Annotated in this window: 12 protein-coding genes and 2 pseudogenes; 2 read left to right on the top strand and 12 right to left on the bottom strand. The window is 30.5% G+C overall.

The window, feature by feature from the left end:
• Nucleotides 1-95 precede the first annotated feature (95 nt).
• From OCU47_RS09145 to OCU47_RS21855, 9 genes and pseudogenes are all read right to left on the bottom strand, one after another.
• The gene (locus tag OCU47_RS09145) at nt 96-3410 is read right to left on the bottom strand and encodes a starch-binding protein (RefSeq protein WP_261828291.1); all 3315 of its coding nucleotides are present in this window, start codon (nt 3408-3410) and stop codon (nt 96-98) included.
• A 310-nt stretch (nt 3411-3720) separates the two neighbouring features.
• Nucleotides 3721-5691 carry an FtsX-like permease family protein gene (locus tag OCU47_RS09150; RefSeq protein ID WP_261828292.1) on the bottom strand — a complete coding sequence of 657 codons (1971 nt, stop codon included), beginning with the start codon at nt 5689-5691 and terminating at the stop codon, nt 3721-3723.
• On the bottom strand, nt 5678-6445 hold the full coding sequence (locus OCU47_RS09155; RefSeq protein ID WP_261828293.1) for an ABC transporter ATP-binding protein: 768 nt from the start codon (nt 6443-6445) through the stop codon (nt 5678-5680). Before OCU47_RS09155 ends, OCU47_RS09150 begins: the two co-directional genes overlap by 14 nt.
• A 122-nt stretch (nt 6446-6567) precedes the next feature.
• Nucleotides 6568-7965, bottom strand: coding sequence for a sensor histidine kinase (locus OCU47_RS09160; RefSeq protein WP_261828294.1), 1398 nt, complete (start codon nt 7963-7965; stop codon nt 6568-6570).
• Nucleotide 7966: 1 nt separating this feature from the next.
• Complete coding sequence (locus tag OCU47_RS09165) at nt 7967-8695, bottom strand: response regulator transcription factor (RefSeq protein WP_261828295.1); 729 nt, start codon at nt 8693-8695, stop codon at nt 7967-7969.
• An 83-nt stretch (nt 8696-8778) separates the two neighbouring features.
• Nucleotides 8779-8928 (bottom strand): annotated as a pseudogene (locus tag OCU47_RS09170) (IS701 family transposase); the annotation flags it as partial.
• Between the two features lie 120 nt (nt 8929-9048).
• Nucleotides 9049-9504 (bottom strand): NUDIX hydrolase, encoded by a 456-nt coding sequence (locus OCU47_RS09175; protein WP_261828297.1) that lies wholly within the window; start codon nt 9502-9504, stop codon nt 9049-9051.
• Between the two features lie 169 nt (nt 9505-9673).
• The gene (locus tag OCU47_RS09180; protein WP_261828298.1) at nt 9674-9889 is read right to left on the bottom strand and encodes a hypothetical protein; all 216 of its coding nucleotides are present in this window, start codon (nt 9887-9889) and stop codon (nt 9674-9676) included.
• Nucleotides 9890-10010: 121 nt separating this feature from the next.
• Nucleotides 10011-11216: pseudogene (locus OCU47_RS21855) on the bottom strand (IS701 family transposase).
• 363 nt (nt 11217-11579) lie between these two features.
• On the opposite strand from OCU47_RS21855, the gene OCU47_RS09195 reads away from it, so the two are divergent.
• Nucleotides 11580-13136 (top strand): ABC-F family ATP-binding cassette domain-containing protein, encoded by a 1557-nt coding sequence (locus tag OCU47_RS09195; RefSeq protein ID WP_261828301.1) that lies wholly within the window; start codon nt 11580-11582, stop codon nt 13134-13136.
• Nucleotides 13137-13164: 28 nt separating this feature from the next.
• Here the strand turns inward: OCU47_RS09195 and OCU47_RS09200 are convergent, their stop codons facing one another.
• From OCU47_RS09200 to OCU47_RS09210, 3 genes are read right to left on the bottom strand one after another with little or no spacing between them, the layout of a single operon-like run.
• Nucleotides 13165-14292 carry an SGNH/GDSL hydrolase family protein gene (locus OCU47_RS09200; protein WP_261828302.1) on the bottom strand — a complete coding sequence of 376 codons (1128 nt, stop codon included), beginning with the start codon at nt 14290-14292 and terminating at the stop codon, nt 13165-13167.
• Nucleotides 14293-14311: 19 nt separating this feature from the next.
• On the bottom strand, nt 14312-16111 hold the full coding sequence (locus OCU47_RS09205) for an ABC transporter ATP-binding protein (protein WP_261828303.1): 1800 nt from the start codon (nt 16109-16111) through the stop codon (nt 14312-14314).
• A 2-nt stretch (nt 16112-16113) separates the two neighbouring features.
• Entirely contained in the window at nt 16114-17046 is a 933-nt protein-coding gene (locus OCU47_RS09210; RefSeq protein WP_261828304.1) for a glycoside hydrolase family 113, read from the bottom strand.
• Between the two features lie 139 nt (nt 17047-17185).
• Here OCU47_RS09210 and OCU47_RS09215 point away from each other — a divergent pair, with 139 nt between their 5' ends.
• Nucleotides 17186-18076: an AraC family transcriptional regulator gene (locus OCU47_RS09215; RefSeq protein ID WP_261828305.1), complete on the top strand. Its 891-nt coding sequence runs from the start codon at nt 17186-17188 to the stop codon at nt 18074-18076.
• Nucleotides 18077-18087: the final 11 nt, after the last annotated feature.

The following is an 18087-nucleotide window of genomic DNA, read 5'->3' on the forward strand; positions in this document are numbered from 1 at the left end:
TCTACTTTCTATTTTAATTAACTTCTGCTTAATATAATAAAATGTTAATAAAATAAAAGTTATTCCTAATTTAAGTTTTTTATTATTTGTCTATTCTATTTCAAATAGGTGCCTGCATCTCCTACTTTACCTGGTGCAGCATTGCCTGATAAATTAAGAACATATACTCTCATGTTTCCTTTTCCAGAACAATTTGCTGTAAGTGTACCATTGGTTACTGTTTTTGTATCTCCAGTAATTACATCTACATAAGTTCCATTTAAAACTCCTGTAAATGTTGCATTTCCAGAAACACTTACTAAGCAGTAACTATCAATTCCTTTAGAAGAATCAGTATATCTTCTCTTGAATGCCATTCCATCTCCTGACACTCCTTCAGTAGAGTATTCCCCTCTTCTTAGAGCTGGTACTGCTCTTCTTATTTGATTTAATCTCCTTATATGCTGAGCAAGAGGATAATTTAGAGTTTGTGCCATAGTTCCAGTAGCATTTGTATATTTACCAAAATCAGTTACTGAAACATTTCCCTCTATTTTATCTCCAAAATAAGCTCTTCCTGTCTTGCTAAGTGGTGCATTTGGTCCAACATCTATCGGCATACCCTTTTGGAATTCTACTTCACTTCCATATAATATACATGGTATCCCTCTAAAGGTAAACATTAAATCAAGATTTTCTGCCCAAGTATCCTGAGAACCAGCAAATCTTTGATTTTCAGGTGCTCCATCTGGAGCGTAATCATGTGAATCTACATAAGTTACATTCCAAGTTGGATCGCTATAGTACTTGTCTCCACCAAGAGCTGTACTAAATGCATCTCGAGCATTATTGAATGCCCAATGCATTGGAAAATCTATAACATCTAAACCAGAACGTTTAGACCAATCAGGAGTATGATAACTGTTTCCGTTTAAAAATGCATTATTTGAAGTTGGTTGATTTGCAGTTGTACTATTATCCTGCCAATTTTGTGCTACTGACTGTGTATTTGCTGCTAAATCTCCCCATGGATAAGTTTTTGACTCTTTCCATGTGTAGAATGGTGCAGAAATCGCAGGTATCCCACTATTCCATACATCTCTATATCTTGAACATACCTCACCAAACATATAGAAATTATCTCCACCACGCTTTTTAAATTCAGGGATAAATGAATTGTTAAAATCTAGTCTTGATATGTGTTTAACCGTATCAACTCTAAATGAGTCAACTCCCATATCAATGTATTTATCATAAGCTTTTGTTAAATAATTCTGTACTGCTGGATTCTCTGTATTTAAATCAACACAATCTCCAGCAATCTGACCTGTTTGAACAGTATAGCTTTCCCATGATAAACTCTTCTCATGATGATAAATATTATTAGTATCTGTACTGTCATTCTTCATAGCACTTATTCTTGCATCAAATTGTTGACTTGGTGTTAATGAATCATAATTCTTAGGTAACCATGGATTAATAACTTGTGTTATTGCATTATTCGCAGTTTCATTTAATCCTGTAGGTGAATTTCTCTTGAACATAGGGAATAAATTTTCTTCTCCAAAGTTGCTAGTATGATTTAAAACTATGTCTTGAATTATCTTCATTCCTCGCTTATGAGCTTCATTTATAAGTCTTTGATAAGATTGTTCAGCTGTTTCTCCTTTTGATTTAGTTGCATATCTTGGATCTATTTCTGAAAAGTTTATAGCATGATATCCATGATAATCATAACCGCTTGCATTTTTTACAATAGGTGTAATCCATACTGCACTAAAGCCCAAAGCTTTTATATAATCAAGCTTTTGAATAAGTCCTTCAAAATCCCCTCTCCAAGCTGGATCACTATCTGGATTTCCTGCCTTTGTATCATCCCAACAGTGAACATTATTTGTGGTATCACCATCATAAAATCTTGTAGTTATAACAAAATATATACTTTCATCTCTAAAATCAGTTCTTGTAACATCATTTCCTATTACAAATCTAAAGTATTGGACTACTTTATTTCCTGAACTATCAATGCCTAAAGTACTTATAGTTGTTGTTTTATTAATAGCTATACCTGTCCCATTATATAAAGCACTATTAGTTGTTGGCTCACTACCATCTGTTGTGTAATAAACCTTTGGATTTGGATCCATATTATCTTTAACCGTTAAACTTACTATCTGCCCATCTTTATACGTATCAGGTGCAACTGATGTTGTAACAACTGGTGGTGTTACATCTCTACCCAATTTAAAGCTAAAGGTATAAATAGATGACTTATTCCCACTAGCATCTACAGCTATAACTTTTATTATTGTATCCTTAGCTATATTTATTTTTCCACTATACAAGTTCTGTCCTATTACTGGGTCAGTACCATCTATAGTATAATAAGCTTTTGGATTTGAATCTTTATCATCTTTTACATTCAATGTTACATCTAAAGAAGTAGCTTCTTGATTTCCTTCACTAGGAGTTGTTGTTACAGTCGGCGCTGTTACATCCTTATCTGGATTGCTGCTATACCATGCGTTGTCTTTATACCACCATTCTCCTGAAGTTCTGGATAGATCAGCAGTTTGTTGATTACTTCCATTAAATATTATATTGGTACTAGTTACATTATTGAATTGATAGTTATACCATCCATTTCCTTCTGCTGTCATAGCAACCCCTGGCCAAGATGCAGAAGCCATTGCGCTTGTTGGTTGAACGGCCCAATAATAAATCTTAGGGGATGTCCATGTTGTATAGAAATGAACCTTTATTCCACTAGAGACTTGATTATCTACTATTGTTATACTCTTACTTACTGAAATACTGCCTACTGATGCAGTTACTGTAACTGTTCCCTTAGTAACACCTTTTAAATTAACTTGACTTCCTGTTGTACTATCTAGTGTACCTACTGTAGAATCACTTATTGTCCATGTAGCACTGTCATTTTTCTGTGAACCATCACTATAAGTTACTATAGAACTTAAAGGTATAGTACTTCCAACATTAACACTACTTGCTGATGTTATGGAAATTGAAGTTGGAATTATTGTTTGTTCTGGATTTGATGTGTAAAGCTTTCCATCCTTATACCAAGATTCTTGAGTCACATTCACTCCAGGTTGCCCTGGTCCTGGCATTTGGTTTTTACCGTCATTAAATAGTACACTCGCACTACTCCAACCAGAAATTGTATACGAATACCATCCATTAGCTTCACTATTCATTTTTATTCCAGGCCATGAAGGTCCTGTTTTACCACTTGCATAGTAATATATATTTGGTATTCCCCATCCACTTATATTTTTAAAGTGAACAGTTAAATTGGTGTTAGCTACATTTGTTGTTGCTGCCATACTAAAATTAAATGTAGCCATAGAGAAGATAAACATAATTACAATTAGACTTGCAACTAATCTACCTAACCTGCTTTTTCTCATTATTAATTTCCCTCCTTACCATTTATGCAATCGATTGCATATTAAGTATATTACAAATATTTAAGCGATTCAATATTTATTTACAGTATATGAATTATATTCCTAATTAATTTTCTAATAATAAAAAAACAGATAACTATAAATAAAACATCCTCTAAAAATATGTATATTCTTATAAAATCTAATCAATGCATATTTTAAAACAGTATTAAAAATACGATTCATAAAGAATTCCATAATCTAATACCAGCTAATCATCTGTAAAATAACTCTACAAAAAAGCATCCATAAATTATGGATGCTCCTATTTTTAGTTACATGAACGAATTATTTTCAAATATGATTTAACAGAAAGCATATAATATAATAAATAAATTACTATATATACTGCTACCATTATAAGAGTATACTCTATTACTACTTTGCTTGCCCCCATTAGTTTAACAATATAAACAGATAAAGCTGCAAAACTGTGAAATAAACTAACTATAAGAGGTAGACCAAATATTAAGGCAAGTTGTTTTGATACCATATGCTTCATTTCTCTTTTGTTTGCCCCTATTTTTCTTAATACATTATATCTTTCTTTATCTGAATAAGCCTCAACTAATTGTTTATAGTAAAGAATACTGCCTGTGGAAAGTACAAACATAACTCCAAGTAAAACTCCTATGAATACATAACATCCTAATAGTTTATATGCAGTAGCATTATCAGTATAAAATGAACTAAAGTAATTATCTTTAGGAATTATTTTATTCAATTCAGCTACAAGTTTTTCACTATTGAGTGAATTGTCCAAACTATATCCCCTTATTACTGTACTGCTACCTTTGTTTACAGCAACTAACTTTTTAAAAGCAGTATCTGTAATCACAATGGTTGTTTTTCCAAAGCTATTTCCTAATACACCTTTATCGTTGGAATCCATAATATTTAGATTAAAAGTGGTTCCTAAAATATCACAGCTAACCTTTTCACCTTTAAGTCTTCCCCTTTTAGTGTCATTACTCATTTCAATAAAAAAACATTGGTTATCATCCGTAAATTTCAAATCTTTAACTATACCTAAATCATCAGTTACTTTTGTAAGCTCTGTATTATTGACAATATCATTATACTCACTTATAGGCATTATCTTAACGTCAAAAGATCCACTTAACTCTTTACCGTAACTCCCTTTATATTTGGCTGTACTTGCTATCCCATCTATAAGAACAATATCTGACTTATGTGTAACTTTTACTTCACTATGCTTATTTATTATCTTATCTACTTCATTATTTAAACCTTCATCACCACTTTTGTACATTAAAGAGAATGGTGCACCAGATGGAATCTGTGTTTCCAGTGACATATAAAAACCAAATGAAAATGACAATGCAGTAATTGCAACAGCTGATATTACTGCTATAGTTGCAAGCATATTTGAATTAGCTTTTATTCTATATAATATTTGAGAAATACTTATAAGATTCTCTCCTTTATAATATAGCTTTCTATTTTTTTTGAATTTATTAAGTAGTATTACAATGGAATTATTGAATAAAATATATGTTCCTGCCACAACTAATATCAATACAAGAAATCCAAAATAGATCATTTTACTTCCACCCTGAAGTAACTTATTGTACGCAATACAATATCCAGTGAAAATCATTAAAATAGCAATTAGTGACATGGTTTTTGAGCTTTCAGGAGCTTTTTCTGACTCCTTTTCTGCACTTAAAAGTTCAATTAACTTAAATTTGTATATTACCTCAGAGGATTTAATTGAATTGAAAACAAACAAAGCTATAAATATTACAGTAGTAACAATTACAGCCTTTACATCAAGTGTAAAATATACAACCACGCTACCTTTCATTATTTTCACAAGAAGTTGTAAAAGGAATTTAGATGTTATAGCACCTAAAGGTATTCCTATAATAATTGACAGCATTCCAAGGAACATATTTTCACAAAATAATAGAGTTGCTATCTCTTTCTTTTTCATACCTAAAATTGAGTATAATGCCATTTCTTTTTTTCTACTTTTTATAAAAAAACTATTTGCATACCAAATAAAAAGAGCAGAAAAAATTATAACTACAATTGAGGCTGCTTTAAATAAAGTATCAACTTTTACTTTTCCACTACTAAAAGTTTGAATCTGTTTATTAAAATAAATCGAAAAAAAAGTGAAAAGCATGAAAACAGAAAATAAAGTGCTTATAAAATATGAAAAATATTTACTAAAGTTATGCTTAATATTATAAACGCCAAGCTTAAACAACGTCACTTGAAGCACCTCCTAAAGTAGACAGTGTTTCAAGTATTTCATTGTAAAATTCCTTTCTACTTCCACTTCTTTCAAGTTCACAGTATAAAAGACCATCTTTGATAAATATGATCCTATTACAATAACTAGCAGAAAAAGCATCATGTGTAACCATAACTATGGTTGCATTATTATTTATATTAAGCTGTGATAGCTTCTCTAATAGTTCAGTTGAGGACTTTGAATCAAGTGCTCCAGTAGGTTCATCTGCCAAAATGATTTCTGGGTCTGTTATTATTGCCCTTGCAGCTGCAGCTCTTTGCCTTTGTCCTCCTGAAACTTCATAGGGAGATTTATTAATTATTTTATCAATTCCAAGTATTGAACTTATTTTCTTTACTTTCTTATCTATTGTATGAGGATCTACCTTTGCTAAAGATAATGGTAACATTATATTTTCTTTAAGCGTAAGTGTATCTAATAAATTATAATCCTGAAAGATGAATCCAAGCCTGCTACGTCTGAAATCTGATAATTCATCTTCATCAAGGTTAATTATACTTTTACCACCAATCCTTACAGTCCCACTAGTTGGAGTGTCTATGGTAGATATTACATTAAGTAATGTGGACTTTCCCGAACCAGACGGTCCCATAATACCAAGAAATTCTCCCTTCTCTACTGAAAAACTCACATCTTTTAATGCCTGAGACTGATTTCCATTCACTTTTGAGTTATAAGTCTTTTTAACATTTTTAACTTCCATTACATACATAATCATTTCCTCCTGTATTTCTATCCCTATAAGATTATTAGCCTCATGGTCTTAAATTTAACTACAGTTAGAATTATATATGTATGGTCTTAATTTCAATTTTAAATCATCTTAATTTCATCTTAATTATCCTTAGGGAATTCTATATTTATACTTGTCCCAACATTCAGCTCACTCTCTACATTAATCTGACCTTCATGTGCCTCTATTATTTGTTTTGCAATTGCCATACCAAGTCCTGATCCTTTAACATTAACAGCACTATTGGTGCCCCTATAATATCTATCAAAAAGTCTTTTCAAAGCTTCTTTTTCCATTCCTTTTCCGTTATCCTCAATCTTTATATATATTTTATCTGTTTCTTCTATAGAAACTTTTATTATAGTATTTTGATCGTTATGAACCACTGCATTAAACAACAAATTAGTAAAAGCCCGCTTTAGAAGTGTACTATCAAATTTAAAATTCACCCTATCAACAGCACAGTAAAAAAGAATCCCTCTTTCCACATATTTGGGATCATTTAATATTCCAATTACTACTTCCTTTACTAATCTAGATATATTATCCTCTTTCCTATTTATAGGTATCATGCCATTTTTCAATTGATATGTAAAATTCAAATTTTCAACTATTGTTTCAACATTATTTACATTTTTAAGTATTATTGTTCCATATTTTTTTATCTCCTCTGAAGTAACTGTGTATTCAGAATCTATTAATATCTCAGCATAACCTTTTATAGGAGATAATGGAGTTTTTAAATCATGAGAAATATTAGCTATCCACTCTTCTCTTAAAGTTTCATTTGCTTTTCTTTCAACTTCAGCAGATTTGAGCTTACTATCCAAAAGGTTAAGACTTGTATAAACATCGCTATACACCCCTTTTCCTCTCATTTGAGTATAAGAATTTGATGCAAGTCTTTCTATCCCTCCTATTATATTTGATAAAGTACGATTCATTCTCACAGCATATATACCAACAAGAAGCATAACTAAAGAAAATATACCTGCTATAACGAATTTAAGATAAGATGCTTTATCAGAATTGAAGTACATAGTCATTTTAGATATTTTTGCAGGAAACCCTATAATGTATGTCCATTGGTCTCCATTATTATTAATACTTCCAACAAACATAGTATAATTTCCTAGATTCCCTTGATTTTTATATAATTGAACCATTTCTATAGGCGCATAATGACGTAAAGCATCTTTAGGCATATTATATCCTGTAGCAACATCACCATTTTTATTAACTATTTGCAAACAAAGCTTATGCTTTTTTAATTCATCTATTCCCGAATCCCTCAATTGCGGCTTTCCATCTTTGAAATAAATTTCTTTAGAAAAATTTGCTGTAATAGATATGGGCGCACTACTCCAACTATTTTCATTACCAATACTAATTTTTAATAAGTAAACTACCATCCCCATACAAATAAAAATAAAGATTAGAAAAATAATAAAAAATTTAGAATATAAATTAAATGCTATTTTGTAGCTAGATTTTTTCATTTTACTCATCCCTTTTTACAAGCTTGTATCCAAGTCCTATCACTGTCACAATAAATTTAGGTTTAGAAGGATTTTCCTCTAACTTTTCTCTTAAATGCCTCACATGAACAGAAATTGTATTATCATATCCAATGTAATCTTCTCCCCATACAACCTCACACAGTCTTTCCTTATTAATTATCATATTAGGATTTTCTGCTAAATATAAAAGTAGCTGATATTCCTTTGCAGTAAGTTTTATTTCTTCTCCTCGGTTGTATACCTGACTATGCAACTTATCCACCGTAATGTCACCAAACTTTATAATACCATTTTTGCTATCACAAACTTCTTTTATACCATCATACTGTTGTCTTCGCAGTTGTGCCTTAATACGAAAAGCAATCTCTCTTGGACTAAAAGGTTTAGTAATATAATCATCACCACCCATACTTAATCCTAGAATTTTATCAATATCACTATTTTTTGATGACAAAAATAAAATTGGACAATAAGAAAATTCTCTTATTTTTTTGCATACCTCGATACCATCAACATCTGGAAGCATTATATCAAGAACTACTACATCAGGTTTTTCATCCCTACATGTCGTTATACCCTCTATTCCACAATATGCTTTTAGTATATCTTTAAAGCCTTCTTTTAATAGAATATCCTCTAATAAATCAGTTATATCTTTTTCATCATCTATAAGTAATACTTTTTTATTTAATATGTTTACTAAATCCATTTCCAAACCTCTTATCCTCTATACATTTGATTAATTTTGTTCACCTAATTGCTTTATTCTGATAAATTATTTTGTTGAACAACTACATTATCTACAAATCCTTTTTTTATCATAGCACTCATAATAAGCGCTATAATATGAAGCTGCGGCTTAGTAAAATAAATTGCAAATCTTGATTCTTTTAAGAATTTGATTATAGATGATGAATTTGTTATAATTGAGCCAATGAACATTTATGATATCTCCTTGTTATGTTTTTGTGTCAGAACTTAATTATAACAAATGATTTCATAAATGTTCTATTTTTTTGTTATTGGTAAATTATTGGATGTAAAAACGCTCGTTTATAGCTTCTATATGACCTTATCAATACCTTCCAATATGGCTTTATCTACAGGCGTATTAATATTATCAGGGAGATTATCCACATCAAACCATTTAAGTTCAACTACTTCGTCATCATCCTGTTTTAACTCACCCTCATATTCATCACATAGAAAAATAACATTAACATAATAAACTTCATCTCCACTTGCACATATGCAATGCATGTCCTCACCAGAAAAAATTTTATAAAATTTTAAATTTATCGGTGTTATACCTATTTCTTCCTTCAACTCACGCCTAACGGTTTCTTCAATGGTTTCTCCTAATTCAAGACATCCGCCATGTATAGACCAGGTTCCATTATCTCCACGTTTTTGTAATAATATCTTCCTATCCTTGTAGATTATAGTTCCTGCTGCCACTAATAATAAAGGGTCATGCCCTATATAGTTTCTAAGGTTGCTTACGTATTCAGGCACCATTTTTCACGCCTCCTATTTATTCACAATTAGCTACTTATTCCAAGTAACTTTAAAAATGTTATATATAGTAACCACTATTTTTACAAGCCTATAATTATCAAAATAGTTATGGCTTTTGTTCTGCCACAATTCCTTGTCACAACAACAATACTTCTATTTCCATAGCTCTTTAATCATTTTGCCCTTTGTTTATAAATAAATAATTTTTTTGATTTATTTTTTCATATTCGTTTTGGTCTAGGTAATTAAAAGAAATATCTCCATCTGTTGATAATTGTTCAAATAGTAATTTAGAAAATAATAATTCAAATTTTCTTGAATTATTAATTTTATTTAAATCTACTCTAAACTTATTGTCTTCTTGAATCATACAGATATTTTTCAAGTCCTGAAATCCTTGATTCCAATAAACTTTTCTTAATTACAAAATATGCTATTTTTATAATTATACTATAAATGAGCGAAATCACAAATAAATATCTCCAGTTAAATAACTAAAAAGATACTTATGCGGCCTTAAAAAGCTCTAAAATGACATCAAGAGGCTCTCCAGATTGAGTTTTTTCATAAACGAAAGTGATTTTTTCAGCCTCTAATTGAGCTCTAGCAGTTTTTAATCCATTACTAAATTTTAAAGTATCTTCGGATACTTCTAATCCACAATAAACATATGTAATCAGCATAATAAGCAGATATCTTTTTATACTTTTTTCACTGCGAATTTGATAATCGTCTAAACCTAGTTTTTTCTTAGATTCTCTAAAGAAAATTTCAATCGGCCATCTATGTTTATAATGGTTTAGCAGTTCCAATAATGACATGCTGGAGTCGGGGCTTATAAAAGCTCTTAAACATCCATCTTTGAAAAGAGCTTCTTTAGGCCAACTTAGAACTATCACAGCTTTTTTTAAATCATTTAGCTTTCCTTTATAGGAATACACATAATACTCTGAGTTGCCGACTTTGACTAGGTCAACATCCTCTTTAGTTAGTGTTTTCCCGAACGCGTTAAGCTTAATGCCGATTCTTTCATGATTAGTAGGATAAATAACTCTATTAGTACGTAAGCCACCTACATATTTGAACCCGGCTTTTTTAGAAGCATTGAAAATCTTTTTACAGCTATACCAGCTATCACACAAAACATATCCTTCATTTATTGAAGATGGTAATAATTTTATAAACTCAACAGCCATTTGAATTTTACTCTTAATGTTTTTATCGTAAATAGATATTGAGTATGGCATAACAACATCATCACAAATAAGCATAACAGTTACTAATTGATGTCCGTAAACAGTTTTACGTTTTAAATGAGAATTGTTAAAACTACACTTTTCAATATGTTTGAGTGCCTTTTACGAGGGCACAGTCCTTTCTGAGATAGTATCATCTATAGCAACATAAATTGGTTTTCCAGTTGCTTTAGAAAGTTCCCAAATCTTTTTTATAACCAAATTACGGAGTGCTCTTTCAATAAAGTCTTCATTCCAAGGACTTTTAGATAAAAATTTCCCTACATTCGTCCTATGCCTGAAATGCATAAGGTCGGATATATCAGTAACTTTACCTACAAATCCTTTTTTTATCATAGCACTCATAATAAGAGCTATAATATGAAGCTGCGGCTTAGTAAAATAAATTGCAAATCTTGATTCTTTTAAGAATTTGATTATAGATGATGAATTTTTTATAATTGAGCCAATGAACATTTATGATATCTCCTTGTTATGTTTTTGCGTCAGAACTTAATTATAACAAATGATTTCATAAATGTTCTATTTTTTGTTTTGGTAAATTATTGGATGTAAAAACGCTCGTTTATAGTAAGTCTAGTAATTTATTTAATTGATGGTAAAATTTCTATTAATTCACAAAATATAGTTCAACAAATTCATAAATTTAACACTATAAAAAACAATTCTATTGGTTCTTTACATAATTGTTAGACTTTATTATGTGCTTATTTGCTTTAAACAAAATTGTAATAAACATTACAGATTTATTTATGACCTTGGTATCCTCTTATCTTAATGTTATGATTCATTATGAGGACAAAAGGAAGTGAATAAATTATGAGTATTTTAACAGTTGAAAATATGAGCCATTCATTTGGCGATAGAATATTATTTAACAAAGTATCTTTTAAGCTACTAAAAGGAGAACATATAGGTCTTATTGGTGCTAATGGTGAAGGTAAGTCAACGTTCATGAAACTTATCACAAATCAAATTTTACCTGATGGAGGCACTATTGAATGGAACAGTAAATTTAGTATAGGCTATATGGATCAACTGGTTGATTTAAAAGAAGGAATTACTGCATTAAATTTTTTACAGCACGCATTTACAAACTTATTTGATATAGAAAGAAAAATCAATAGTTTATATAATGAAATTGGTAACATGCCTGAAGGAAAAATGGATAAGTCTTTAAATAAAATTGCTATCCTACAAGAAACATTAGATAAAAGTGATTTTTATAGTATCAATTCAAAAATACAAGCAACTGCAGCTGGACTTGGCATTAAAGAACTTCTCGATAATGATGTTGCAACTTTAAGTGGAGGACAAAGAACTAAAGTTTTACTTGCAAAACTACTTTTAGAAAAACCTGATATTCTATTATTGGATGAGCCAACAAACCATCTAGATGAGGAGCATATAGCATGGCTCAAGAATTATTTGATTAGCTATGAAAATGCATTTATATTAATATCCCATGATAATAGTTTCTTAAATAGTGTAGTAAATGTAGTTTATCATCTTGAACACAAAAGCTTAACGAGATATCAAGGAAATTATGATTATTTTGTTAAACTTTACGAAACTCGAAAGCAGCAATTACTAATCGAGTACAAGGAACAACAAAATGAAATTGCAAAACTTGAGGATTATATAAGAAAAAATAAAGTACGAACTGCAACTGCAAAACAAGCTAAGGCAAGAGAAAAAAGGCTAAATAAAATTGAAAGAATAGAAATAAAAAAAGATATTATTAAGCCTTATTTCAATTTTAAAAATGTGAAAATGCCAGAAAGTATTATTTTGCAGGCTGAAAATTTGGTTATTGGTTATGATACGCCCTTAAGTAAACCTCTAAATTTAAAAATGAAAAGAGGACAAAAAATTGTAATAACTGGTGCTAACGGTTTAGGGAAAACTACCCTTTTAAAAAGCCTACTTGGATTCTTAAAACCAATAAATGGAGAAGTGAATTTAAGTGAATATAAAGAAATCGGCTATTTTGAACAAGAAGTTCTAGAGGATAATACTAGCACAGTATTATCTGATGTTTGGAACACCTTCCCTGAACTAACTCAAACTGAAGTAAGAAGTTGTCTTGCTAAATGCGGATTAACAAGACAACATATAGATAGTCCAATTAATATATTAAGTGGAGGCGAACAAGCTAAAGCCAGATTATGTAAGATTATAAATAAACCCTCTAATATATTAGTTTTAGATGAACCAACAAATCACTTAGATATTTATGCTAAAGATGAACTTAAGCGTGCTTTACTAGAATATGAAGGCAGTATAATTCTAGTATGTCATGAACCAGATTTTTATAATGATATCGCAACAGATTTATGGAATTGTGAAGATTGGGTGGCTACACTAAGCAATTAGTGTAGCCAACACTATAAATAAATCTATACTATTTGGTTATAATTTCTTTTATATATTCAGTTAACTCTTTTGCAGCTTTTTTATGTGATAATACTCCTGGATGACATCTTGAACCTACAGTTTCATCTGTTGTATTGGGAAGCTGAAAAACTGATACCCTTTTATCACTTGTCTCTTTGATATAAGTATCAACTGCTCTATAAATTGCTGGCATAATTGGTGTGCCTAACATTCCATATACCCATACTATATGTGCATTTTTATTATATTTTCTAAGTTTAGCAAGAAAAATAACTACTGCACCTTCAAAAGCTTTTAAATCTTCTTCATTTGGAGTTCCATCTTCATTTAATCTTTGTTTATGAATCTCTCCTGTTTCTTCATCCTTCCATTCTGGTGAGTTGAAAGCTCCTGCATCATTAGTCCCCAAATTAACTACTACAACATTGGGCTGCCAAGAAGCAAAATCATTTTGTTTAAATGCTCCTAAAGATTCATTTTTTTCTCCAGTAAGAAGCCCACAAACCTTATCATAGTATTCTGGAATGTTATAATGAGGATTGTTGTCCCAACTTGTTAACACTCCCCATCCACTCTGGGATATAACTCTATATTCTGCATTTAAAGCTTCTGCTGTGATGAAAGTATAATTTCTTATAGCACTAAACCACATAGAAATCCAGTCTTCTTCAGGCTTAGCCCCTACAGTTCCTTCTCCTGAAGTAATACTATCACCTATAAATTCAATTTTATATGGCTTTTCTTCAATAGGTAAAAATTCACCATCAAATTTTACTGCATGTATCTTTAGCGAACAGCTCTCATCTCCGTTCATAGCTTGAACATCTCTTACAATACGAATATTTTTGGTTTCATTTTCGTTCATACCTCTAAATACACATACCCAATATCTACCCGCAGTTAACATCTGCCTGCTTACAACTGCAGAATTGACAAGTATGCTGATCCAAGGTTCATAAATATCATAATCTACTTCAACCTCAAGCCACAGTTCTGAACCCTTTGCATTTAATTCAATAGCACTTCCTGTCCAAAACAACGTAAGTGGTGATAATTCACCTGTTGTTCTACCATGAACCTTTAAATAGTTAATATCAGATAATTCGTATAACTTTAGTTTTTCATTTTCTTTCATTATATTTTTCCTCCTAATTTTACATCTGTAATTTTTTTAATTTGTAAAATTCACCTTTTTGCTCCATTAGCTCATCATAGGTACCAAATTCCTGAAGACCACCATTGCCAATGACTGCAATTTTATCTGCATTTCTAATAGTTGATAATCTATGTGCAACAACTAAGGTAGTTCTACCTTTTACAAGACTTTCAATAGATTGTTGTATATTCTTTTCTGAAACACTGTCTAAGGCAGATGTAGCCTCATCAAGAATAAGTATTTTAGGTTTTCTTACAAAAGCTCTTGCTATACTAACTCTCTGTCGTTGTCCCCCAGAAAGATTTCTCCCATGTTCAGTTAGTTTTGTATTTAAACCATCTGGTAAAGATTCTACTAGTTCCTCTAAATTTGCAGCCTTGATTATTTCATTTAATTCCTCATCTGAAATATCATTTGTTCCATAAATAATATTTTCTCTAATAGTGTCTGAAAATAAAATAGCATTTTGAGGAACAACTGCAATATGTGAACGATAGCTTTGTAAATTAAGATTTTTAATATCTTCACCATCAATTAAAACCTGTCCATTAGTAGTTTGAAAAAATCCAATAACGAGATTTAAGATTGTTGATTTTCCTGCTCCTGAAGCACCAACAAAAGCTATTGTCTCTCCTGGCTTTATAGAAAAACTTAAATTTTCTAAAACAGGAACTTCGCTGTCTTTGTATCTAAAGTCTACATTTTTAAATATAATCTCCCCAGTAACATTCTTAATTTTCTTTTTCTTATTATTGTTTTCTATATCATTACATAGTAATATATCTCCTACAGAATTCACAGACTCTAACCCCTTAGCAATAATAGGCAACAAAGTAATAACATTAGAAACCTGCATAACTACAGAACTGAAATAAGTCTGATACATCACTACTTCACCTATTGTTATATATTTTTTAGCTGCTAAATATCCAGTAAACCCAAGACAAATAACTTGAAATACTTGAAATGCAACCCAACTTATAGATGAAAAATAGGATTGTATTATATCTAGCTTCAAGCCCTTTTTAGCTACGTTACTTAATTGGTTATTCATCTTTTCAGTTTCTTGCTTTTCTAACGCATGGGCTCTTGTAACAGGGATTAATTCAACCATTTCTATTACACGAACAGAGGTCTCTTCCATCTCTCTCCTATACTCTTTATTATATTTCTTAATCTTACCTCTAAAAACAACCATAATAATCACTGCTACAGGTATTGTTGCAATAAAAAATAGGAATACAGTCAAACTCTTAAAAATAACAATACCTAATGCAACAGCTATATTTAATATAATGCTCAATATAGTTATAAAAATCTGTGCTGACAAATTTTCAATCTGTTCCACATCGCGCATAATCTTAGACTGTAATCTTCCAGACTGCATCTCATTGTGATATGCAATTGAAAGTTGTTGTAATTTCTTCACAATTGAACTTCTAAGATCTCTTTCTATATTTCTTATTGCCTTTGCATATAGAACTGTATGTACATAGTTTGTGGGCACATTTTGTACAACTACAATTATCATAATAATTACATTGATTAATATTACTTTAACTGCATCTTTATCTCCATTTGTTGCTGTATTTATTATATTTGAAGTTACAATCGGTAAAATCCATACAGGACAATGTTTTATTACAAAAAACACTAATGAAAAAAACAACTGCAGATAATGTCCTTTATACAAACCAATAAGAGTTTTTAACGTGTGATTCTTATTACGTCTGAAGATTTCTAAAAGTGCTTCTTCTTCTGGTTCTAATCTATCATTTTCTTTAATCTCTTCTATCACTATTACATCTCCATATCATAATACTTCTTTATAACAATCTCTGCAGGTTTTCCGTATACATCATAGCCTTTGTTACTTTCAGCTTTATTTAAGGAATACTGATTTCCTGCCCAATCCCACATTGCAAATCCAGATATCCACTCTCGCTTAAGTGCAGATTCAAACATAGTTTCATACCAATTTGCCTGTTCTTCTAAATCTACAGATCCTTCAAGTCCCCAATCATTAGGAACTGCTGAAGATCCTTTTGTAGACATGCAGCCAGCCTCTGCAAAGAAAAATGGCTTATTGAATTTATTAACTACCTTTTCAATACGGTCTAGCTCCTTTTCCCAATCTTTAAGTGGATAATAACCACTTGAAGATATTATATCCACACAATCCCACCATTTAACATTATGCTCTTGATATTTGTCAGTATTATAAGATACTAGTCCCTTATAAATTTCTCTAATATCACTTATAAGCTTGCGCCATTCTTTTTCTCTACGTTCTGACATAACCATTTCGCAACCAGCAATGAACATTTCACAACCAGTCTTTTCAGCAATCCTAGCATAGTGAAGCTGAAAATCCGTATAGGATTTAAACCAATTGGTCCATTTCGGTTCACAATGAACATCTTCATCAAAAAAATTAATATGAGCTCTCCATGTTCCATTTTTACAATTTGCTGTTGGTTTAAGAGCCACTCTAAGACCTATTTTCTTAGCGTAAGCTATTATATCTTCTAATTCTTCATCTGATACAGTTAAATTAGAAGTATAACAAATCTCTTCTGATTGAGGTGTATCTTGCAAACCATTAGGTACAAGAATTATAAAATTAATTCCTACTCTTTCCTTTAAGTTATCTAAGCTCTTATAAGTTTCTTTCTTCTTATAGCTTCCTCGTATTGCAAAAGGCGCAAAAGTAAAGCCTTTAATAAATTGCAATAAACTCATCCCCTTTAACTAGTAATATAATCTAATATTTTCGATTATTCCTTGTTTGTATATACTATACCAATTAACAATTGTATCTGATATAATACAATTGTTTAAAAATAGAACAAATCTATTTTAGGAGGATTCTATGAATTATTTATTTGAAGAAAGTAATATTTTAACTTCACCATATGAAGCATTTTTATTTGATACCAAGCACAATAATTTCCCAATAAAAGCCCATTGGCATTATTTCATGGAAATTATATTCATGCTTAAAGGAACTGCCATAATCAATTGTAATAATGAAGAATATATATTAGAACCTGGTGATTTAATCTTATTTCACCCAAGAGCAGTACATTCAATTTTTACTGCTTCACAAGAACCACTAAGATATGATGTGCTAAAATTTGATATAGATAATTTGAATATAACTAGCAGCCATACTCCAAAACTGAGTTCAATTTTTAGATATGCAATAGATGATAGCTGTGCTCCTGTTTTTCTCCCTTCAGAAGTTTTTAAAAACTTTTTATTAGAAAACTTATTTAGTAGCTGCATCGAGGAAATAACAAATAAAGATTATGGGTATGATATTCGCTTACAAGCTTTAATATCATCCTTATTAATCGAAATACTTAGAATATGGAGAAAGAATGGATTTAATATTAATGAATCCGTCTTAATAGCTGATGATTCAGACTCATTGTATACGATTTTACAATATATAGATAAACATTCCCATGAATGTTTGAAGGTAGAATCCTTAGCAGAAAAATGCCATATGAGCTATTCATACTTTGCTAAAAAATTTCACGAATTATATGGACAATCTTGTAAGGATTATATTGAATTTATTAGATTAAGTAAGGTTAAAGATTTACTGCTATTTACAAACTTTGACCTTAACTACATAAGTCAAGAAACAGGCTTTGCTGATTGCAGCCATTTAATACGTACTTTCAAAAAAAAGACAGGCGTAACGCCAAAGCAGTTCCGTATACAGCACACTATAAATCAGGATAATTTTAAATAATCATAGATAAT

Source organism: Clostridium sp. TW13 (genome assembly GCF_024345225.1).
In the GTDB taxonomy this organism is placed as follows: Bacteria; Bacillota; Clostridia; order Clostridiales; family Clostridiaceae; genus Inconstantimicrobium; species Inconstantimicrobium mannanitabidum.